Annotated in this window: 19 protein-coding genes and 1 pseudogene; 14 read left to right on the top strand and 6 right to left on the bottom strand. The window is 38.2% G+C overall.

Translation table 11 applies throughout. The features are described 5' to 3' along the window. Positions 1 to 100 precede the first annotated feature (100 nt). The gene (gldJ, locus tag HX13_RS04950; RefSeq protein ID WP_050020140.1) at positions 101 to 1,702 is read right to left on the bottom strand and encodes a gliding motility lipoprotein GldJ; all 1,602 of its coding nucleotides are present in this window, start codon (positions 1,700 to 1,702) and stop codon (positions 101 to 103) included. Positions 1,703 to 1,866: 164 nt separating this feature from the next. Here gldJ and porU point away from each other — a divergent pair, with 164 nt between their 5' ends. The 5 genes from porU (at position 1,867) to HX13_RS23430 (ending at position 10,771) form a co-directional block, all read left to right on the top strand. Beyond that, on the top strand, positions 1,867 to 5,763 hold the full coding sequence (gene porU / locus HX13_RS04945; RefSeq protein WP_050020139.1) for a type IX secretion system sortase PorU: 3,897 nt from the start codon (positions 1,867 to 1,869) through the stop codon (positions 5,761 to 5,763). Between the two features lie 59 nt (positions 5,764 to 5,822). Continuing rightward, complete coding sequence (porV, locus tag HX13_RS04940; protein WP_050020138.1) at positions 5,823 to 6,986, top strand: type IX secretion system outer membrane channel protein PorV; 1,164 nt, start codon at positions 5,823 to 5,825, stop codon at positions 6,984 to 6,986. A 222-nt stretch (positions 6,987 to 7,208) separates the two neighbouring features. Further along, on the top strand, positions 7,209 to 7,463 hold the full coding sequence (locus HX13_RS04935) for a hypothetical protein (RefSeq protein WP_050020137.1): 255 nt from the start codon (positions 7,209 to 7,211) through the stop codon (positions 7,461 to 7,463). Positions 7,464 to 7,711: 248 nt separating this feature from the next. Further along, a complete protein-coding gene (locus HX13_RS04930) occupies positions 7,712 to 9,967 on the top strand; it encodes an FUSC family protein (RefSeq protein WP_050020136.1) in 2,256 nt (751 codons plus the stop codon). Between the two features lie 471 nt (positions 9,968 to 10,438). Further along, positions 10,439 to 10,771: a hypothetical protein gene (locus tag HX13_RS23430; protein WP_228460436.1), complete on the top strand. Its 333-nt coding sequence runs from the start codon at positions 10,439 to 10,441 to the stop codon at positions 10,769 to 10,771. Here HX13_RS23430 and HX13_RS04920 read toward each other — a convergent pair. After that, on the bottom strand, positions 10,752 to 11,366 hold the full coding sequence (locus HX13_RS04920) for a 4'-phosphopantetheinyl transferase family protein (protein ID WP_050020134.1): 615 nt from the start codon (positions 11,364 to 11,366) through the stop codon (positions 10,752 to 10,754). The two genes, HX13_RS23430 and HX13_RS04920, sit on opposite strands and share 20 nt — an antisense overlap. A 243-nt stretch (positions 11,367 to 11,609) precedes the next feature. Here HX13_RS04920 and ahcY point away from each other — a divergent pair. Both ahcY and yiaA read left to right on the top strand, forming a co-directional pair. Next, positions 11,610 to 12,924, top strand: a pseudogene (ahcY, locus tag HX13_RS04915) (adenosylhomocysteinase). 388 nt (positions 12,925 to 13,312) lie between these two features. Then, entirely contained in the window at positions 13,313 to 13,705 is a 393-nt protein-coding gene (gene yiaA, locus HX13_RS04910) for an inner membrane protein YiaA (protein WP_050020133.1), read from the top strand. Between the two features lie 100 nt (positions 13,706 to 13,805). On the opposite strand, the gene purE is transcribed toward yiaA, so the two are convergent. Then, positions 13,806 to 14,309: a 5-(carboxyamino)imidazole ribonucleotide mutase gene (gene purE, locus HX13_RS04905; RefSeq protein WP_050020132.1), complete on the bottom strand. Its 504-nt coding sequence runs from the start codon at positions 14,307 to 14,309 to the stop codon at positions 13,806 to 13,808. A gap of 254 nt (positions 14,310 to 14,563) precedes the next feature. Between purE and HX13_RS04900 the strand changes: the two genes are divergently transcribed. From HX13_RS04900 to HX13_RS04885, 5 genes are all read left to right on the top strand, one after another. Then, positions 14,564 to 15,472, top strand: a complete 909-nt coding sequence (locus tag HX13_RS04900; RefSeq protein ID WP_050020131.1) for a DMT family transporter — start codon at positions 14,564 to 14,566, stop codon at positions 15,470 to 15,472. A 197-nt stretch (positions 15,473 to 15,669) separates the two neighbouring features. Continuing rightward, a complete protein-coding gene (locus HX13_RS04895) occupies positions 15,670 to 16,191 on the top strand; it encodes a hypothetical protein (RefSeq protein WP_238555040.1) in 522 nt (173 codons plus the stop codon). A 6-nt stretch (positions 16,192 to 16,197) separates the two neighbouring features. After that, a complete protein-coding gene (locus HX13_RS04890; RefSeq protein WP_238555039.1) occupies positions 16,198 to 17,892 on the top strand; it encodes a cation:proton antiporter in 1,695 nt (564 codons plus the stop codon). Then, positions 17,882 to 18,322 carry a hypothetical protein gene (locus HX13_RS23425; RefSeq protein WP_238555038.1) on the top strand — a complete coding sequence of 147 codons (441 nt, stop codon included), beginning with the start codon at positions 17,882 to 17,884 and terminating at the stop codon, positions 18,320 to 18,322. The genes HX13_RS04890 and HX13_RS23425 overlap by 11 nt, the downstream gene beginning before the upstream one ends. Positions 18,323 to 18,360: 38 nt before the next feature. Beyond that, the gene (locus HX13_RS04885; protein WP_050020129.1) at positions 18,361 to 19,071 is read left to right on the top strand and encodes an SH3 domain-containing protein; all 711 of its coding nucleotides are present in this window, start codon (positions 18,361 to 18,363) and stop codon (positions 19,069 to 19,071) included. 265 nt (positions 19,072 to 19,336) lie between these two features. Here the strand turns inward: HX13_RS04885 and HX13_RS04880 are convergent, their stop codons facing one another. Together HX13_RS04880 and HX13_RS04875 are read right to left on the bottom strand one after the other, a co-directional pair. After that, positions 19,337 to 20,449, bottom strand: coding sequence for a 5-(carboxyamino)imidazole ribonucleotide synthase (locus HX13_RS04880; RefSeq protein ID WP_050020128.1), 1,113 nt, complete (start codon positions 20,447 to 20,449; stop codon positions 19,337 to 19,339). A 27-nt stretch (positions 20,450 to 20,476) separates the two neighbouring features. After that, complete coding sequence (locus HX13_RS04875; protein ID WP_050020468.1) at positions 20,477 to 21,028, bottom strand: DUF1543 domain-containing protein; 552 nt, start codon at positions 21,026 to 21,028, stop codon at positions 20,477 to 20,479. Between the two features lie 97 nt (positions 21,029 to 21,125). Here HX13_RS04875 and HX13_RS04870 point away from each other — a divergent pair, with 97 nt between their 5' ends. Both HX13_RS04870 and HX13_RS04865 read left to right on the top strand, forming a co-directional pair. Continuing rightward, positions 21,126 to 21,956, top strand: a complete 831-nt coding sequence (locus HX13_RS04870; protein WP_050020127.1) for a sulfite exporter TauE/SafE family protein — start codon at positions 21,126 to 21,128, stop codon at positions 21,954 to 21,956. Further along, positions 21,956 to 22,339: a DUF1634 domain-containing protein gene (locus tag HX13_RS04865; RefSeq protein WP_050020126.1), complete on the top strand. Its 384-nt coding sequence runs from the start codon at positions 21,956 to 21,958 to the stop codon at positions 22,337 to 22,339. The genes HX13_RS04870 and HX13_RS04865 overlap by 1 nt, the downstream gene beginning before the upstream one ends. Positions 22,340 to 22,341: 2 nt before the next feature. Here the strand turns inward: HX13_RS04865 and HX13_RS04860 are convergent, their stop codons facing one another. Continuing rightward, the gene (locus tag HX13_RS04860; protein WP_050020125.1) at positions 22,342 to 22,719 is read right to left on the bottom strand and encodes a VOC family protein; all 378 of its coding nucleotides are present in this window, start codon (positions 22,717 to 22,719) and stop codon (positions 22,342 to 22,344) included. Between the last annotated feature and the right edge of the window lie 10 nt (positions 22,720 to 22,729).

Below are 22,729 nucleotides of genomic sequence, written 5' to 3'. Positions count from 1 at the left end.
AGTGTATAATACTTTTTAGTCCAAAGCGATTTCATGGCTCAAAAATAAAAAAACCTTCTGAAAGTTCAGAAGGTTTTTTGTAAGTATTTTTTGATAAATATTATCTTCGAGTTCTACTCTTGTCGTTAGTCCTTGCATCTTGTGCTACACGGAAGCCAATCCATCCGAAAGCTTTTCCTTGGTTTTTATATCTTCTTTGTCCCGGATCCAGCCAATATGCAGTATCCTGCCATGAACCTCCTTTTACTACCCTGATGTCGTTAGAAATTGTTGAAGTTCTGTCTTTGGTATCCTTCATCATTTTTACCCTACCGTTTCCGTCAACAATAAATCTCTTTTTAGGAGAGTTATACATATCGAAAGAAGAAGTAGAATCTGAAGCTCTGTAGTACTCTAAAGAAGATTGTCTGTCACCATCTCTGAAGTTTCTGTAATCAGCAATTGTTTCTCTTTCGAATTGTCCCGGAAGACCTTTGTATACTAATCTGCCATCAGCAAGGGTATCATATTTGATCGTTCCCTCATCAATCATTTTGTAAGTTCCGTCTCCGTTTCTTACAATAGCCTGAGGCATGTTTCCTCTGTAGTAGTTGAAGTCGTTGTAATCTTCATCGATGATAGGTCTGTATACATCAGCAGTCCATTCTGCAACGTTACCGTACATACCATAGATTCCTAAATCATTAGATGGATATTGTCTTACATCTGAAGTTTGTGCAGATCCGTCATTCTTCCATCCTGCGATTCCTGAATAATCACCCTTACCCATTTTGAAGTTTTCAAGGAACATTCCCCTGTCTCTTCCTTTGGTTCCTCTTAATCTTTCGATTTGAGGTTTTTTACCCAGGTACTGGTTATATTCTCTATTTTTAGCCATTCCCAGAGCTGCATATTCCCATTCAACTTCGGTAGGAAGTCTGAATTTCTGAACCATTGCAGCGTTCGGAGCTCTGTTGGCAGCTAATAATCTCTGGTTGGTAGTTTTCATACCGGATTTTTGCTGCAATCTTTTTTCGTTGATATATCCCTGCATCTCAGGATCATTCGATTTGAATTTATCCATATTGAATGCGGTTCCTCCCTGGTTGTTGGATTCATTGATGTATAGATCCTTTGCAATGACACCTGCCTGCATCAAAGCCTTTTCGTTGGCTCTGTCTGTCAACCATTCACAGTATCTGTTTGCCTGGGTCCAGGAAACCCCCACTACCGGATAGTAATCAAATTCCGGGGAGCGCAGATAAGTTTCATTATAATCGTTTCTAGATAATTTGTTGTCCCATAGCAAGGTATCCGGTAAAGCACCGTTATAGATTTCCTTGAAGCTAGGGTCGCTTGGAGGGAATACATACTTCAACCATGTAAGGTATTCGCGGTATTCGTAGTTAGTAATCTCAGTTTCTCCGATAAAGAATGAACTTACCTGCATTCTGCGTGGTGTATTATTCCAATCGTGCATAACATCATCTTTCACTAATCCCATTGTAAAAGTTCCACCTTCTACATATACCATTCCCGGCCAACCTTTCTGCTTCTGTTGCTTTCCTGCAAAAAACCAACCCTGTTTTTCGTTTGGTTTCCAACCTGTTTTACTGACAAATTTTTTGGTACCGCCACCTTTGCTGGTCCCTGATCCGCCACAGCTGGTTAATGCAAGTGTAGAACTCAATGCTATTAATGAAAACAACTTTAGTTTTTTCATAGTCGATATAAATATTTTCAAAGTACAAAGAAAAAATAAATTATTCAATAAATCAAATAAAGATTTGATTTTTTTGAAAAACGTTAACAAATTAATTTTATTGTATCACAATTTAATTCTAAATTTTTCATTTATTTTGTAATTTAGCAATTTCAATAGTAAACATGAAACGAAAAATTACGCTTTTATCTTTAATCGCTTTTGCATCAACACTTTACGCTCAAAGAAACACCATAGAATGGAATGGCTCTAAAATTCAGGATTTTGGCGATACAAAATTAAATCTCCCTATTTTTAAAAATGAGGGGTTTTCGTTTAGCCAAAATAACGTTTTTATAGTAACTAAACAAAAAATTGGAGAAAAGCAGTTGAAAGTTTCTGATCTGGCATGGGAAAGTGTTTCCAACAGAGACTTGTTCGAATTGGAAAAAAGCACGTTACCGGATTATGATATTGCTGATGTTTCCTATTATACGGTAGATGGTGAAAGGTATGCCAGCATCAACGTTGCTCTATTTAAAAATGTGAACGGGCGTGTTCAGAGATTATCTTCTTTCAATGTTTCAGAAGCTTCAGCTCCGCTAAATATGACAGGCGGTGTCAACAAAATAGGAACCACCAATAATCCTTTATCCAGCGGAAACTTTTATAAAATAAAGGTTGACAAGTCCGGCATATTTAAAATTACATCACAGTTTTTAAGGGATAACGGAATTAATCCAGCATCTGTTAATCCTAAAAATTTCAGAATTTATGGAAACGGAGGAATTATGCTTCCTGAATTTAACCAGGATCCACGGTATGATGCCCTGCAGGAAAATGCCATTCAGGTAGTGGGAGAAGATGACGGGGTATGGAATGATCAGGATTATGCTCTCTTCTATGCACAGGGTCCTGACGGATACAATTTATACAGTACCAGCAATGGAAATGGATTTAAAAGAACAGATACCAGATCCGACCGGAGCCAGAATGTAAAAAATATATACGAAGATTTTTCTTACTATTATATTAATTTCGATAAAGGTGCCGGAAAAAGAGTTCAGAACATGGATGTCAACCTTCCTGCCCAACTGATTACAAGATATGACAGCTATCAGGTAATCAATAATGATCAGAAGAATCTTATGAAAGTAGGAAGAACCTGGGTGGAAGATGCTCCTTTCAGCACGGAAAAGACCATTACACTTACGACCAATTCTCCTATACAGGCAACAGATGTCATCAGGTACGGTACCAGGGTCATAGGTTCCACTGCACAGCAGAATACGATTGAAATCAAAATCAATGATAAAAACCCGTCAGTCTATACGGTTCCTGCAGATACGCCTACTTACGGATATGTTTTTTTCCCAATAAAATATTTCGGGACTATATCCAACCTGACAGGAAATCAGATTACCTTTACATATAACCCCAATATTTCTGTAAACCCCAACGGAGTCTTCTACCTGGATTATGTAGAAGTACAATATAAGGAAAACCTGACCTTTAACGGTTCACAAATGAACTTCAGGGATTACTCAATTGTAAGCGGAAGCAACAACAACTATGGTTTCAGCATTTCCAATGCTTCCAATATAGAACAGGTTTGGGATGTTACCGATATCACCAATGCCAGCAGGAAGGTAAATAAAGCGGGAGCGGGTACTTTTAGTTTTGGTTATATTGCTTCCGACCAGTATTTCAATAATGAATTTGTAGCATTCCGTTCTGATGCTGCTTTCACTCCCCAGTTTGTAGGAAGGGTCAACAATCAAAACCTCTCTGCGTTACAGAATGTAGATTACCTGATCCTGACGGTTCCTGAAATGATGGGGCAAGCTCAGAGACTGGCAAGTTATCATCAGACGAAAAATAATTATAAAGTAGAAATAGTAGATGTCAATAAAATCTATGAAGAGTTTGGAAGCGGAAGCAAAGATCTTACTGCAATAAGGGATTTCGTAACGAAGCTCAATACCACACAAGGAAAATTAAAGTATGTGTTTATCCTCGGGGACGCTTCTTTTGATTATAAAAACAGGGTTCCCAATAATACCAATGTAGTTCCCTCCTACCAGAGTGAATATTCCTCAGATGTTATTTCCTCTTTTGTGACCGACGACTATATTGTAATGACCCAGCCCCAAACGGCATCCGTTATTGAAAATAACCTTCCGGATATTCCTGTGGGAAGGATTCCCGCAGCCAATGTCTCTGAAGCCGGTGATATGATCAGCAAAACTCTTGCCTATTATAATTCCCATTCCGGGCAATCCAGTCCTTTTGGGGAATGGCGGATGAAACTTGATTTTGTGGTGGATGATGACCGGGATGGAGGAAGTCCTTTCCATGATGTAATGAATAATACGTTGGTCAATATTTTTGAACAACCGGGGCAGCAGGATCTTAAGGAATACAATGTAAGAAAATTATATATGGACGCCTTCCCTGCTCAAAGTACTGCGGCAGGACCAAGATTCCCTCAGGTCACCCAGGGGATTACCAATGCAATCGGAAACAGCTTATATTTATTCTATTTCGGACATGGAGGAATCAATGGCTGGGCCCAGGAGAGAGTACTGACCAGTACGGAAATTCAGAATTCCAATAATTTTTCAAATATTTACAGCAGATTCCCTTTTGTTTCTACCATTACCTGTGAGTTTACGTTATGGGATGACCCTGCCACTTATTCTGCAGGCGAACAGTTTATTAAATTAAAACAGGGAGGAGCTGCCGCCATGATTACTTCCAGCCGTGCCATCGGGGTAGATTACGGACGTGATTTTACGGATATTTATACTAAAAATATCTTTAAATTAACCAATGATGATTTTGATACCCTGGGATATGCCCATTTAATTGCTAAAAAACAAAAAGGAGCCAACAGTAATCATTTAAAGGTCAACCTTCTGGGGGATCCTGCCATGAAGCTAAGCAGACCGCAAAGGCTTTTGGTGATTGATAATATTGAAACTCCCGTTCCGGGATTAATCCGTGGATTGGACTTTGTAAAAATCAAAGGTCATATCAACAATCCGAATGGTACGTTAAACAATACTTTTAACGGGAGAGTCTCCATTAATATCTTTGATAAGAGATTAAATAAAAAAACCTTAAATAACAACGGGGCCCTATCTCCTGTCTTAAATTATACAGAGGAAGGAAGTCCTATTGTAAAAGCTGCAGGTACTGCCGTAAACGGCGTATTCACTGCAGAGTTCTATGTTCCTAAAGACATCAATTATGCTGTTGGAGAAGGAAGAATATTGACCTATGCAGACAATAAGGTTACCGATGTTTTCAATAACCAGGCAGTACAGGTAGGTGATATCAATCCTAACGGAGTGAATGACAACCAGCCTCCGAAAGTAAAATTATATATGAACAATACCAATTTTGCAGACGGAGGAATTACCAATCAGAATCCAATGCTTCTTGCCTGCCTTACGGATGACACGGGAATTAATTCTACAGGATCCGGTGTGGGGCACGATATTACAGTGTATCTGGACGGGCAAATTATTAATACTGTTGTTTTAAATGATTTCTATGCTGCAGGAGAAGGAAACGGATGCCTGAATCCGGGGCTTGCCGATTATCAAAAAGGAAATGTAACCTATCCATTTAAAAATTTAGCTATTGGACAACACCAGCTCACATTTAAAGTTTGGGACATAAACAATAATTCAACAACTGCTACGTTAAATTTTGAAGTTAAGGATGAATCTGATCAGCATCTGACTATTAACCGTCCGCTGAACTGGCCTAATCCTTTTACCAATAAAACGTACATTCAGTTTGAACACAACTGTGATGACATCTTAAATGTGAATGTACAGATTTATACAATTACCGGAAGATTGGTAAGAACATTATCACAGGCGGTAGTTGCGGAACCGTTCCTGCAAGGCTTTAGAACTCCTCGCCAGGCTATAGAATGGGACGGAAGAGATGATTTTGGTTCTACAGTAGCAAAAGGTACGTATATTTTTAAGATATTTGCAAAAAGTCAAAATCAAGAAAAATGCAAAGGAAGTGCTACAGCTGTAGAAAAAATGGTACTTTTGAAATAATTAAATAATACATAGACAATAAAATTAATAAAAAACTGATAATATATAAAAGACAACATATGAATTTAACTACTAAACTGCTTTTAGGATTTGGTTTAAGTGCTGGTTTTCTAGGCTATTCGCAAGATTTAGGTAAAGTAGGCCCAGTATTGACCGGAGCTCCTTTCCTAAGAATTGCACCGGATGCAAGATCAGGAGGTATGGGAGACCAGGGGGTAGTAACCTCTTCGGATGCTTTTTCTCAATTCTGGAACGCCGCAAAATATCCTTTTAGCAGCTCAAGTTCTTCCATTGGTCTTAACTATACGCCATACATGGGGAAACTTACCAATGATGTATTCTTATTATACGCTGCATTTCATAAATTCCTGGGACAGGAAGAAAGATCTACCATTTCTGCAAGTATCTATTACTTCAATATGGGGCAGGTAGATCTTACTCAATTGGTAGGTACGGAAGTAGCTTCGATGGGTACATCAAAACCCAATGAATTCTCCATTGATGTGGCTTACGGCATGAAGCTTTCCGACTCCTATTCCATGGCAGTGACAGGTAGATTCATTCGTTCTGACTTAGCCGGCGGATTCAACACCGACACCACTCTTAAAGCGGCCAACTCTTTTGCAGTAGATATTTCAGGATACTATACTTCTCCAAGATTCTCCAGTATCGGAGGTTATGATGGTAAAGTAAACGCAGGTTTTGCTGTCCAGAACCTGGGTCCTAAACTTGATTATACAGGAAATGAAGAATCAAGATCCTACCTGCCGACAATGGCAAGATTAGGAGTTGGATATGATATGTACCTGGATGACCTGAACAGAATCGGAATCAGTGTGGAAGGTTCGAAACTTTTAGTTCCGGGATCTGAGTATGTAGGTATAGACCCTAATACAAGACAACCCAGATACGAAATTCCGAATGTGGGTGTAATGGCAGGTATCGGGAAATCTTTCAAAAATAAAAACAGCATCATGTATAGTGGCGCCCTGGAATATTCATATGATAATGCTTTCTCCGTAAGAGGAGGTTACTTCCATGAAAGTGAAGAGCAGGGAGCAAGACAGTTTGCCACTGCCGGTATTGGGTTAAAATACCGTTCGTTTGCCCTTGATCTGTCTTACCTGATCAACATGTCTAAAATCAATACAGCTTTAGATAATACCTTACGTTTTGGTCTTACCTGGAATATAGGAGACGAAACATCAAACAATGATCGTTAAGATAACATCAATCATACAAAGCCTCATGATCATGAGGCTTTTTTGTTAAAGAATACCAAAGATGAAAAAAAAATATCCTGATATTTTTGACAATACTAAGCAGCCCCGTTTGTTTCTCACAAACTAATCTTATCAATAAAAAATTTTCAAACCGTCATAGGAAATGTCTGTGAAGAGACGAGCGAACCTGACCCCTGTGCCGGATATACGATCTATCTCCTATTGAACTTTAAAAACAACCAGGTTTCCATCACAGAAAAAAATGTAAGGTCATGCAGTGAATCTGTCAAATACCAAATCAAGGCCAATTGGAAACAAAAACCAGATGGCAAGATCATTCTATTCTATCCCGGAAAACTTCCGGAAGATCATTTTTTAGAAGGATTCCGGTTACAATACAAAGGAAAACAGCTTACAGGATATAAAAAAGACTGGCAAGGGCATATGGTGGAATATGAGTTTAAGACTATCCAATAATCAGTTACCCGGCTGATAATCCCTATCCCAGGGCATAAACAAAGGTCGTCAGCAGGATTACAATATCTTTTGAACAATATAAAATAATCTCCGGTCTAATGTTTTTTACCACTGTATATTCGCAATACCTGATTTCACTTATATCCACTTTGAAAACTAACTATTAACAAGGTAAAAAAATAACATTTAAGTGTACAAAAGTTTCTTCTTTATGGCGATTTTTTAAATCCAATGGCTATTTTTGTAGTATGAACTATTCGGCGGAGCTTAAAAAATTTGTAACCAGTCAATATGTATATTCTGCAATCAGAATTACATTAGCTACTGTTCTGCCTTGCCTGGTCCTTGCCCACTTCGGCATTTTAAAAGAATACTTCTTATTTCCTCTGGGGACCAGCTTCGTAGCGCTTACCGATCAGCCAGGACCTTTTATCCGGAGGAGAAACGCTCTTGCCTTTGCCATCTGCTGCTTTGTTTTTGTGGCACTTATTGCCAGTTTGGTGATGAACTTCAAAATCCTGGTACTTCTTGAGATTATTGTATTCGGAATGTTTTTTTCCCTGATTGGAGTATACGGGCAAAGGCTGGCTGCCGTAGGTTCGTTATCATTGGTGGTACTCGCCATCTTTATTGACGGACATCTTACCGGAAGCAATATCTTAAAGAGCTTGCTTATCTTTGCCTGCGGATGTATCTGGTTTTTGCTTATATTTCTTGTTGTAACAACCATTCGTCCTTATAAGCTGGCAGGTCAGATGATTGGAGAAAACTACCTTCAGCTGGCTGAATTTTTAAAGATAAAAGCCAATTATTACCAGAAAAATCCTGATTTTAATAAGCTTACTACCCAGGTTATTGCCAAACAGATTGAAATCAAAAACCTGCAGGAAGACACCAGGGAAACGGTTTTCAAAACAAGGACAATTGTTAATGAATCTACTACCACCAGCCGTTTGCTGATGCTGATGTTCCTGAATTCTATGGACCTTCATGAAAAGCTGATGACTTCTGAAAGTGATTATCAGAAACTGCAGCAAAGCTTTGAAGACAGCATGATCCTGGTCAATATTCATGATTATCTCAACCTTCTGGCTGAAGAAATTACCAATATCGGGATTGCTCTTCAGAGCGGTACCCGCGCAAAGCCGATGTTCAATCTTGAGCTTGAACTAAAAAACCTCAATTATCACTATTTCGAGCTCAGAAATAAACAATTATCTCCCGACAACCTGGAAAATTTCATGATCCTGCGCCAGATCCTGATGCGCATCAATGAAATTACCAAAGAGATCAACGAAATTTATAAAGTATTTTCCCAGAATGTAAAACTGGCAAAAAGTTTATCCACCGGATTAGACTTAAAGAAGTTCATGCCCAATGAGCCCAAACTTAATGCTAAGGTTTTAAGGAATAATATCTCTTTATCTTCTTCCCATTTTCGTCATGCCATAAGGATTACAACCGCTTTACTGCTGGGCTACCTTTTCTCTATGTTCGATTTTCTGGGACTGGGGCATACCTACTGGATATTAATTACGATTACCGCCATTTTAAAGCCGGCTTATTCCATTACCAAGAAGCGAAATCTTCTGCGTCTTTACGGAACTATTACAGGGGCTGTCATAGCTTATATAATTCTGCATTTTATCCATATTAACGGAATATTGTTCGCCATATTACTGATCAGCATGATCATGTGTTTCAGCTTTTTGAAAGGACGTTATTATTGGGCCGTATTATTTATGACCATTTATGTTTTCCTGAGTTTCAATTTTTTAAACCCCGGAAAAATAGACATTATATTCAAAGACAGGGTTTTAGATACTGCAATTGCAGGAATCATCGCTTTTGCTGTATCATATATTATATTGCCTGTCTGGGAGCATACCCAAAACCTGGATCTGATGAAAAAATCTGCTGCAGATAACCTCATCTATTTCCAAAGTGTTATTTCTAAGTTTTTACAGGGTGATTTTGACCTTGAAGATTATAAGGTAAAGCGGAAAAATGCGATCATTTCCCTGGCCAACCTTTCCGATAATTTTCAAAGAATGATTTCCGATCCCAAGAACCAGCAGAAAAAACTGGAAGTCGTTCATCAGTTTGTAGCCACCTCCCATCTTATCACAGCTTATACGGCTTCTTTGTCTCAATATTCTAAAAGCAATGAGCAATATCCTGAAATAGACGCTGAAAGCTGGAGCAGAAAAATTGAAGCCGAAATGCAGCAAACCTCAACTTTACTGAACGGGGAGAATATTACTGAAGCTCTTAGGATGGAAAGCCGTCTTGAACCTGAAGATTCTTCCATTGAAGATATGCTTCTGAAAAGAAAAACTGAAATTGAGGAAAATGATATCATCGACAGGAGGGATCCCGACAAGATTTCTCATCTTACGGAGCTTAAAAACATCCATGATATTCTTGAACTGATCTATGATGTTGCCAAAGAACAGAGAAAAGTAATTGAAAAATACAGGGCTGAAAAGGTAGGAGAATCCTAATACTTTATATTTTGTTAATTGTCCTATGGCAATCCGGTTTTTGGCTAATTGTAATATCTTAGTTAAAAATAAACCATGGAAAAACTGCCAATTCACATTTCATTATTTTTTGGAATCATCACTTTCGTGACCTTACTGCTATTTTGCTGGTCAGTCAAAAATTCTGATTCAAAAATTATACAGTCAAAAGCAGGAATAATCTTTCTTATCCTGTTCTGTTGGCTGATGATTCAGGCAGCTTTATCTTTGAATGGTGTATATAATAGTGATTTAAATTCACTGCCCCCAAAAATTGTATTGTTTGGGATCCTTCCGCCGGTGTTTGTTATGATTTTTATTTTTAATCTGGAAAAAGGAAAATTGTTTATTGATCACCTGTCACTTTTGCATATTACTTATCTAAATACAATAAGAATTTTTGTTGAAATAATTCTATATGAGCTATTCCTATACAAAACGGTGCCTGAACTTATGACATTTAAAGGAATTAACTTTGATATTCTCGCAGGTATTTCGGCTCCGTTTATTGCTTATTATGGAATAAGAATATCAAAAATAAGTAGAAATTTTATTGTATGCTGGAATATTCTAAGTCTTGCACTACTGCTCAATATAGTATTAATTGCGTTTCTTTCAGCGCCATCTCCGTTACAAAAGATTGCATTTCACCAGCCTAATATTGCCATACTTTACTTTCCATTTAGCTGGCTCCCTACATTTATTGTTCCTGTCGTTCTTTTTGGACACCTTGTTTCCATACGGCAGTTATTAAAACAGAAACCATCTACTCCTCCACAATCGTAAAACAGTAGTCATCAAAAAACTCTACTCTGGCTTTGAATTCATCTGAAAATTGGTCGTCATATACACGACAGCTTATTTTATGAAGATGCTTTAATTCAAAGGGTTTTACTTCATAATTTTTTTTCAAAGACCAGTATTTTGAATGATGGATCTTGTACATACTTTCCTTTACGCTCCAGATAATGGTGTAAAAAGTATCAGCCTTATCTTCCGGGATAAATCCTCTTTCATTTTCGTAGGTAAATTTATCAATGACCCTTAAAATTTTAGGGTTGAATTTCTCCACGTCTATTCCTATTTTATTCTTAGAAATAGCAATAGCAGCAAAAGGAAAAGAATGGGTAATGGAGATTTCAGCATCCTTAGGTGAAAGAAAAGGCTCTCTTTCTTTATACAGAATTTTGGAATCTGGTTTTAACCCTTTCAGAAGTTTGCGCACCATCAATACTTCAAGAAGTTTTTTGGGATGATAATCTTTTACCTTTTCGGCATTTTCAGGTTCCAGAAGTTCATGGATATCAAGGTTTTCACTTTCGTCATACTTCCAGACAAGGATAGTGGCATTATCATCAGAAAAATCTCGGTAAAGGGGCATTGTTTTTTTATTCGATAAAAGTAGTAAAAAGATGTGGAAAGAGAAAACGGTAAGAAAAACCGGAAGTCTGAAACCGAAAGAGGCTTGTTTTTATTTATCTGCAAAAACAATCCTAACCAACAGGCGATTCTTAATCTATGTATAATCTCTTAAAGCAGAACCCGATTGTCGTTTTTTTATCTTAATTTTTAATTGTAATTTTGCAGTTCGTTATCAATTGAATTTAAAAACTATTCATTACATATGAGTACTACAACACAATACGTTCCTTATAAAGTAAAGGATATCACCCTGGCAGAATGGGGAAGAAAAGAAATTACCCTGGCAGAAGCAGAAATGCCGGGCTTGATGGCTATCCGTGAAGAATACGGACCATCCCAACCCCTCAAAGGAGCAAGAATCGCAGGATGTCTTCACATGACCATCCAGACAGCTGTGCTTATCGAAACACTAGTAGCTTTAGGAGCAGAGGTTACATGGTCTTCCTGTAATATCTTCTCCACTCAGGATCACGCTGCCGCTGCCATTGCTGCTGCAGGAATTCCTGTGTATGCATGGAAAGGTCTGACTGAAGAGGAATTTGACTGGTGTATTGAGCAGACGTTATTCTTTGGGGAAGAAAGAAAACCATTGAACATGATCTTGGATGATGGCGGAGACTTAACCAACATGGTGTTTGACAGATATCCTGAATTCACAAAAGATATTAAAGGACTTTCTGAAGAAACAACTACAGGAGTACACAGATTATATGAGAGAATGAAGAACGGAACTTTTAGTAATTCCTGCTATCAACGTAAACGACTCTGTAACCAAGTCTAAATTCGACAACAAATACGGATGTAAAGAATCTGCAGTAGATGCTGTAAGAAGAGCTACAGACGTAATGCTGGCAGGAAAAAGAGTGGTAGTTTGCGGATACGGAGACGTAGGTAAAGGTACTGCTGCTTCATTCAGAGGAGCGGGCTCTATCGTTACCGTTACAGAAATCGACCCGATCTGTGCGCTTCAGGCTGCTATGGACGGATATGAAGTAAAAAGACTGGATACCGTAGTAGACAATGCAGACATCATCATTACCACTACCGGTAACTTCAATATCGTAAGGGGAGAACACTTCCTTAAGATGAAAGATAAGGCAATCGTTTGTAACATCGGACACTTCGATAACGAAATTGATATGGCCTGGTTAAACAAAAACTATGGTCACACGAAATCTGAAGTGAAGCCTCAGGTAGACATCTACACCATTGAAGGTAAAGAAGTAATCATCCTTGCAGAAGGAAGATTGGTTAACTTAGGATGTGCTACAGGACATCCAAGCTTCGTAATGTCTAACTCTTTTTCTAACCAGACTTTGGCGCAAATCGAGCTTTGGACCAATTCCGCAGCTTACAAAAACGAAGTATACATGCTTCCTAAGCACTTAGATGAAAAAGTAGCAGCTTTACACCTTAAAAAATTAAGCGTAGAGCTTGAAACTCTTTCCCCTGAGCAGGCTGAGTACATCGGAGTAGATGTAAAAGGTCCATTCAAGCCTGAGTACTACAGATACTAAGATTTTAATCTTAATTATAAATAAAAGACTTTTCAATATTTTGGAAGGTCTTTTATTTTTTAGGAGCTATTCTCGCTATCCGCTCATACTCCTCGCTCCAACGCTAAAATCCATACCTGCTGTGGGGTAACCGCTGCTATCGAGGCTAGATATAACCTTTTTGAATTTTGAGTTAAGGTGAGAATCCATTCAATAGAAGCGGACTAAAGTCCGCTTAAAATATAATAAAAAACATCTTGGATTTAGCCGAAACTTGTCATTCTAAATTACATGGAATGCAATATATTCAACGGTGTCTATCATCCGTATTTTACCCATAATTTTACTTTCACCTATTGATATTCCTAAAAATTGAATATATTTACCCCCTTTAAACAAACATTAATACATGAAAAAACAAAGAGTATCAAATGCGTTTGTCGCAGCATCATGGGTAGCATTGGCAGCAGGAATGATTGGTTTCATTACAGGCCTTGCCAGAGCTGAAATGGAGCTTAATGAAAAAGGATATTATTTTACTATCCTATTGTATGGCTTATTTGCTGTTGTATCTCTGCAAAAAGCGGTTCGGGACCGGTTAGAAAATATCCAGGTAACAGACATTTATTATGGGATTTGCTGGTTTGCCACGTTATCATCCATTGTGCTGCTGGCCATCGGTCTTTGGAATGCCACCATCCTTCCCAGTGAAAAAGGATTTTATGCTTTCGCATTTCTATTGGCACTTTTTGGAGCTATTGCCGTGCAAAAAAATACACGAGACAATATGATCCAGGAATAATACTGATCTATCCGGGCTGGAATTTTTTTAGAACACTGATCAAAACAATAAAAAAGCCTCATCTAAGTAATAGTGAGGCTTTTTACATATTCAGTTTACATTATTGATCAAAATGATTCGGATGCTGTGCCTTAATGTCATCAACAGTTCCTAATACTTTATCTTTTAAAGAATCCTGGTATTTTTGCAGGTTTCCGGCTACATTTTGATCAGCACTTCCCAGAATCTTGGCAGCCAGGATACCGGCATTCAAAGCACCGTTTAAAGCTACTGTAGCCACCGGAATTCCCCCCGGCATCTGAAGAATTGATAAAACCGAATCCCATCCGTCAATAGAATTACTGGACAAAATAGGAACCCCGATCACAGGAAGGGTTGTACAGCTGGCCACCATTCCCGGAAGGTGTGCTGCGCCTCCTGCTCCTGCAATAATTACCTTCAGTCCTCTTTCTTTAGCTGTTTTTGCATAATCAAACATTCTTTCCGGTGTTCTGTGGGCTGAAACCACTGTCAGCTCATATGGAATATCAAGACTTTTAAGAAAATTCGCAGCCTGTTCCATGATCGGCAGATCACTCTGACTGCCCATAATAATTCCTACCATTCTTCAATTTATTAGAGGTCTCAAAGATAAAAAATAAATATGTAAAGATGAACTACAAAAACATCACCACCGGTTTCATGATTACACTACTTAAAGAATTTATTTTTTCAATAGACTTACTTCTTAAAATTTAAATAATTAATACATATTTTTTTGGCGTAGATTTTTCATCTGTACTCCTATAAATTATAGCATCTGTATCCATAATAATTCCTGTTAAAAGGGATATATTTGCTGTTACACCACATTAAATTTTGAAAGATTATAAACTTACACTGGCTGTATGTACCGTAGCTATTGTCTGGGGTACTACTTTTTTATCGATACGGGTTGCGGTAGAGACTATTCCCGCATGGTTTGTAGCAGGAATCCGTCAGTTTCTTGCTTCTCTTATTATGTTCTCTATTCTTGTTTACAGGAAAGAATTTAAATGGATCGGATGGAAAAACCTCAGGTACCAGATTATATTCTCCCTGCTCATGCTGGTAATCGCTAATGGAATGACCACGGTAGCGGAGGAGGAAGTAACCAGCAGCCTGACTTCCCTGATAAGCGCCTGCTCTCCTATCCTTGTATTTTTAGGCAGTTTGGCATTAGGTCTTCAAAAATTCAGCTGGAGGGCTTTTGCAGGAGTTATGATGTGTTTCGGAGGTATTGTTTTTATATTCTGGGATGGTATTCATGATCTTAAAAACCCGGATTATGCCATGGGAATTCTGTTTCTTTTTATAGCCATCGCAGGATGGGCCTCAGGAACCATTTTTACCAAAAAACTAAATCTCCATAGCGGAAATATTTCTTTGAATTTATTTTATCAGTTCCTGTTTGCCGGAATTGTTCAGCTTATTTTTGCTTTTTTGTTTTCGGAAAATTATAATTTTGGTAATTGGAGTCTTAAAAGTATTTCTGCGATGCTCTATTTATCCATATTTGGCTCTGTCGCAGCTTTCTTTGCATTTCATTATGCACTCACCAAAGTTTCACCTGTCCAGGTTTCGATATTGGCCTATATCAATACTGTCATTTCAATATTCTTAAGCTGGCTGATCCTTGGAGAACACATTTCCTTTAAATTTATTATCGCGGCTTTACTCATTATCCTGGGTGTTTTTATTATTAACTATACTCCTGAAATGTTTAAGAAACAAAAACTGCCCCAATAAAATGAAACGGAAACTGGTCTTACAATATCCTTATTATCATATGGATATTGTAAGCATCAAAGACCGGAATGTCTTAATATATGGCGTTTTCCTGCCTTGAATTTTCATATTTCTTCTATTTTTCTTATCTTGTATACCCAACCTATACGACATGCTGAAAAACACATTTTTTTATTCTTTCTGCGGTTTCTTTTCTTTTGATAAGCTGTGATTACAAAGAAAAAGAGAAAAACCTGACAGAGAGGGAGAAACAATTACTTGAAAAAGAAAAATTATTTGCAAAGAAAGAATCCGAATACCAGGCCCTCCTGAAAATGAAGGACAGTATCTTTGCTAAAAAAGATTCTGTAATAATTGCTGCTGCATGGCCGTCCGAGATTGTAGGTTCCTGGAACGGAAAAGTAATCTGTACGGAATCCAATTGCAGCGATTATGCAGTAGGTGATCAGCGAACCGATATCTGGGAATTCGATAATGATTCCACACAGCCTGTTACCAAGATTATCAATAACAATAACCTGGTAAGGTTATATTCCGGTAAATTTGAAAATAATGAGATCAGACTTTCTTTTAAAACGGACTCTACTGCTAAAAAGAATGTAGAAATGAATGTTGTTCTTAATGACATTTCCGATAACAAAATCAAAGGGATCCGAACCATTACTTCTGATGGCTGTAATGCTAAATTCTCTGTTGAACTAGTACGTTCCACCAAATAAACACATATGATTTTACTGAGTATACACAATCTGAGTTTTCCCATAGAAGATCCGGTACTGAAATTCCTGTTAGTATTGGTTATCATTCTTGCGGCTCCCCTGCTATTGAATAAAATTAAAGTCCCTCATTTACTGGGACTCATTATCGCCGGTGCTGTTATAGGACCCAACGGTTTCAATGTACTCTCCAGAGACAGCAGTATTGTAGTGACGGGAACTACGGGACTTCTTTATATTATGTTCCTGGCAGGGCTGGAAATTGATATGGGAGATTTCAAGAAAAACAAATGGAAAAGCCTTACTTTTGGAATCTATACTTTTACTGTTCCTTTTGTTTTAGGATATTTGGGAGGATACTACCTGCTCCATTTTTCAATGCTTACTTCTATCCTGTTTGCCAGCCTCTTTTCATCCCATACCCTGATTGCCTATCCTTTAGTAAGCAAGCTGGGAATTGCCAAAAATAAAGCAGTAAATATCACTGTGGGCGGTACCATGATTACTGATATCCTGGCATTATTGGTACTTGCTGTGATTGTTGGTATGTCGCAGGGAGATGTAGGAACAGAGTTTTGGGTTACTTTATCCGTTTCTTTTGTACTTTTTGCTTTAATTGTACTTATAGTATTCCCGATAATAGGGCGGTGGTTTTTCAAAAAAGTAGATGATAAAATCTCACAATATATTTTTGTGCTGGTCATGATCTATCTGGCAGCACTGCTTGCCGAACTGGCAGGTGTAGAAGCCATCATTGGAGCCTTCTTTGCAGGACTTGCTTTAAACAGGCTCATCCCGCATACCTCTTCCTTAATGAACAGGGTAGAATTTGTGGGAAACGCAATCTTTATTCCTTTCTTCCTGATCAGTGTGGGAATGCTGATTGATTTTAAAGTATTTTTTAAAAGCTGGGAAACACTTGAGGTAGCCGCAATTATGCTTGTTGCTTCTATTGGCGGAAAATATCTTTCTGCAGTAGCTACCCAAAAAACTTTCCGCCTTACCAAAGAGGAAGGAAAACTGATTTTCGGATTAAGCTCCGCCTCTGCTGCTGCTACACTGGCCTCTGTAATGGTAGGTTATAATATTATTCTTTCTGAAACAGAAACCGGAGAACCGGTAAGATTATTGAATGAACATGTCCTGAACGGAAGTATTTTACTTATCCTGATTTCCTGTACCATTTCATCCTTTATTTCCATGGCAAGTGCCCAGAAAATTGCAGAAAGTGATAATGAAGATACTGTTTCCGGGGATAGCCATGAAGAAGAAAATATCCTTCTCGCTATTAATCATGAGGAAACTGTAGAGAGGATGGTAAACCTGGGAATACTGATAAAAGCCCATTCCAATACGGAAGATCTGTTTGCTTTGAACGTGATCAATGAAGATAAAAATGAATCTTCAGTAAAAAATGCTGAAAAACTTCTTCATCAGGCAACAGATACTGCCGCAGCTGCCGATGTAAAGCTACAGCCTCTTAAAAGATATGATAATGACGTGATCAACGGGGTAAATAACGTTATCAAAGAACAGAATATTACCGATCTTATTATCGGATTGGAAGATGAAAAGGGCTTCTCCCCTTCTTTCGTATATAATTTATACAACGGATACCTCCAGAATGATGACGTGAATGTATTGGTATACCATGCAGCACAACCCTTGTCTACAATAAAAAAAATATGCTGTAATGATTCCTGAAAACGCCCATAAGGAAGCAGGTTTTTTCCATGCTCTCCTGCGGGTATGGAATATTGCCAGAAACTCCGGTGCAACCATGGTTTTTTATGCTCCTGAAAATATTGTGGACATCCTTCAGAAAATCATTAAAAAAGCCAATATAGAAGCAGAATTTATCATTATGAATACCTGGCAGGATGGTGAAAAAACCGCTACCCAGCTTAAGGCAGATGAAGCCCTGATTATTTTTATGGCAAAACGCGGAATGCAATCCTACATTCCAAGGATGAGACTGATCCCTGAACTCCTGAACAGATACCTGAATGATAACAATTACCTGCTGATCTTCCCCTTCTCCGAATATGATAAAAACAGCCCGGAAATACGTTCCGTAGGAAATCATGGAGATTTTGTAGAAATCGGAAATGTGATTCAGAAGATCTTCAAATAATCATTAACAAGTATTTTTGCCGAATAAAATCCGTAACATTGAAAACGAAGAAAATATTCCTTCTCCTGGCAGCTTTAAGTACACAGCTCTCCTTTGCCCAGTTTGCAAAAGTTGTAGATAAAGACGGTTATGTCAACGTAAGGAAAAATGCAGATGCCAAAAGTAATATCATAGGGAAAATCAACTCGGAAGAGATTCTTTACATCTTTTCCGAAGATCCCGATGAAAGCTGGCTTAATATTGATTACAGCCATAAAAAAGAAAAACCTCTTACCGGGTATATTCACCGCTCGAGAGTAAAATTTATTGAATCTTATACTGAAGTTCCATCAACAGTAAAAAATACAGATAATGCTGTATTTAAATCCGGAAACCGTACAGTAAGTATCCTTTCCGGACCGTTTGATTATCCGGGACATAAAAAGGATTTTTCTTCTGTAACAGCCGGTAATGACCGGTTATTAGAGAAGTATAAAGGTCAGGAAATCTGGGGTACCGATGGTCTGGTGCCTCAGACCTATTATAAATCCATTACAATACAGACAGGAAACAAAACGATTCAAATTCCTCAAAAGGATATCGAAAATTTATTTAATGTAAACAATGAATCCACCCGGTGTTATGTTGATCTTCATAATGATACACTCTACATTATGATGAATAATTCGGAAGGTGCCGGAGCTTATGCTGCTCTTTTTATTATTGAAAAGGGAGAATATAAAGGCAGAATACTGGCTATACCTTTTTAGACAGACTGGCCTGTTAAAAGGATGAGTTCCTGCTCTGTAAAATACGAATACAAAAATATTGCTATAAGCTTTGGCTACAGCCAAATTGAATGGATATTATTGATACGCGGGCTAAAGCCCGTGTCTATTGAATGTATTTCATATTTCTTTCAGGGGTTCCAACACATCCATATCATCTTCAACCTGCAAGAAAACAGAATGATATTCAAAGTAAAAAGGCAGCTTCTCCTATGGAACAGCTGCCTTTTTATATTTTTTTAATCCATTATTTTGAAATTACCCGCACCATTCCTTTTACCATCACCAATTTCTCCATCAGTTCTTCTCTGGAATCAGCCAGCACGTTAATGTGTCCCATTTTTCTGCCTGGTTTGGTTTCGGTTTTTCCATACAAATGCACATAGGTTTCCGGAAGTTTAAGTACTTCCTCCATGCCTTCATATACTACTTTACCGGCATAGCCCTCTGCTCCTACAAGGTTCAGCATCCCACTATAAGTGATTGCATCCGTATCTGCCAAAGGAAGATTCTTCACTACACGGTACATCTGCTCAAATTGTGAATTCGTATTCCCTTCCTGGCTTTGGTGTCCGGAATTGTGTAATCTCGGAGCGGTTTCATTCACCCATACCTTTCCTTGTTTATCCAGGAACAGTTCGATGGCAAACAATCCCGGAGAATTGACCGCATTCAGGAATTTTTCTGTAATAGAGTCTATCTGGCGCTGAACATCTTCAGTCAGGAGTACCGGGCACACGTTAAAATCAAGCAGGTTCAGTTTGGGGTCGGCAACCATTTCCGTAACCGGGAAGGTATTGGTTTCTCCTCTTTCGTTTCTGGCAACAATCACGGAAAGTTCTTTATCTATGTCTACAAGACTTTCTATTACTGAAGCTTCTTTCCATAAATGTTGGTAATCTTCTTCTGTTTTAATGACCTGAACGCCTTTTCCGTCATAGCCTCCCGTATTCATTTTTTGAACAAAAGGCAATGGCATGATGATTTTTTCTTCACTATTCCATACTACCTGAAATTCCGGACTTGGGATATCATGGGTTTTATAGAACTCTTTCTGTAGAATTTTTTGCTGGATGGTCTTGATGATACTGGCATTGGGTACTACTTTTACGCCCTGTTTTTCAAGCTCAGCCAATGCATCTGCATTTACATGTTCTATTTCAATGGTTACCACATCTTTATCTTTTCCAAAGTTCAGCACCGTCTCATAGTCGTTGAAATTTCCCTGTGTAAAATATGAGATATTATGACACGGAGCGTCAGAAGCAGGGTCCAGTGTGTAAAACTCATCATCATACTTCAACGCAGTTTGTATCAGCATTCTTCCCAGCTGTCCGCCTCCCAGAATTCCTATTTTCATTTTCTATTTTTATATTAGATTGTATTCTTATTGAATTTTATCAATTTTTAAGTATCCCAGCCCCATCAGGTTTCCCTGATTGCCTGCATCAGACTTCTGAAGGACGATGGAATATTTTTCTTTCATTTTTTGAGGAAGGATATCATTAACATTGAAAATATCATCAATGTCTACTCCATGTTTATCATCAATATGGCTTACGGCTCCTTCAAATCCCATTGTCTGATAGAATTCAGTTTCTTTTGCCCTCTTCACAATTTCCCCCATGGATTGTCCCACCATTAAATGCTGCTCATGAAACTCTTCAAAAAAACCTTTTTTATACCCTCCAAGATTAAGAAAGTACAGCTGATGTTCTGATGTTTCCTCTCCTTTCTCTACGATCTTTACTTCATATCCGTCTGCAAACCTCACTTCCTGATAACAGTCCACATGGATTTTACCTTCTGCTTCCTTCCAAAACTCTTTCATATCGGGAACCAGGTCTTTCAGGCTTTCCGCAATTCCAAAAAACACATCGTGCTGCTCGATGTTTCTCCCCTTGGGTGTTGCTCCAAGGATCACATAAAATAATTTCATTTCACTTTTCATGCATACAAAAATACGTTAAATTTATCTTTTTCAAATGTTTGGAAGACTACTACAATAATTTTATATTTGTAACATTATTTGTATCATGTCAGAAATTATCATTCTCTTCCTTGGCGCCATTTCAGCAGGTCTTTTAGGCTCACTTACAGGTTTAGGAGGAGGAGTTATCATTATTCCTTTATTAACACTGGGCTTTGGTGTTCCTATGCATTATGCTATCGGAGCTTCACTTATTTCTGTTATCGGAACTTCCTCAGGTGCGGCAGTAGCATTTGTGAAAGAAGGATTTACCAATATGAGAATCGGAATGTTCCTTGAAATAGCCACTACAGCCGGAGCTATTATCGGAGCCTTGGTTTCAGGAATGCTTAATCCGAATACCATCGGGATTATTTTTGCGAGCATTCTTCTGTTAACGGTGATTTTAAATTTAAAAGGAAAGCCTGATCATCAGGAACCTTTGATAAAAGGCAGTCTGGAAGATAAACTAAAACTTTACGGTACCTTTCCTGATAAGGGAATATTGAAAAACTATTCTGCAAGAAATACCGTTCCGGGATTTTTGATGATGATGTTTGCCGGAGCGATGTCCGGACTTTTAGGAATAGGCTCGGGAGCACTGAAAGTATTGGCGATGGATAATATGATGAAATTACCTTTCAAAGTATCTACCACAACCAGTAACTTTATGATTGGGGTAACCGCTGTAGCCAGTGCGTTGATTTATTTCCAGAGGGGAGAAATTATTCCTGTTATTGTAGCTCCTGTATTGATTGGAGTGGTAGTAGGAAGTTTTATCGGTTCCAAAACCCTGATGGTTTCAAAAACAAAAAAGCTGAAAGTATTTTTTGCTATTGTCATTACCATCCTGTCTGTATATATGATGTATAACGGTATTACCAAAAGCTTCAGATAATGAAAAAGAATTTTACAGATGTAGATCTGAACCGCTCTGTAGGAAATCTTCTAAGATTAGGCGTTATCCTGTCTGTAGCTACTTCTTTGATCGGGTTTATCAAGCTGTTTACCGAAGGCTTTGAAATGCCAAAAAAATACACTTCCCTGGATATGGGAAGCTCTTCAGAAAAAGTATGGACCCATTTCTGGGAGTCTTTATGTAAAGGAGAAGGGATGGCTATTATCCAACTGGGAATCCTGTTGTTGATTTTCACTCCGTTAATGAGGATTGTTTTTGCTTTAATAGGCTATTTAAAAGAAAAAGACTACGTCTATGTAGTCATTTCCTCAATTGTTCTCGCAATTATGGCTGTGAGCTTTTTTGCAGGGTACGCGCATTAACTTTACATTTCATAAAACTCCAGCGGCAGCTGATCAGGATCCTGGGTAAAGAAAAACTCTTTTCCTGTGAATTCATCTATGCGGATTTCCTCACACTCCAGCCCTTTAGCAAGCAACTCGTTTCGTTTTTCTGCTACATTTTCCACAGAGAAAGCAAGATGCCTCAGGCCACAGGCTTCCGGACGGGAAGGGCGTGCAGGAGGATCGGGAAAAGAAAACAGCTCAATCACATAATGCTCACCAATAGCCAGGTCCAGCTTATAAGACTGACGTTCTTTACGATATACTTCGCGGATGATATCCAACCCTAAAACCTCTGTGTAAAACTTTTTAGAAACCTGATAATCAGAGCAAATAATTGCAATATGATGGATTTTCATGTAAGAATTT

It is taken from the genome of Chryseobacterium sp. P1-3, from assembly GCF_000738495.1.
Taxonomy (GTDB): domain Bacteria; phylum Bacteroidota; class Bacteroidia; order Flavobacteriales; family Weeksellaceae; genus Chryseobacterium; species Chryseobacterium gallinarum.
This window is presented reverse-complemented; position numbering and strand designations above follow the sequence as displayed.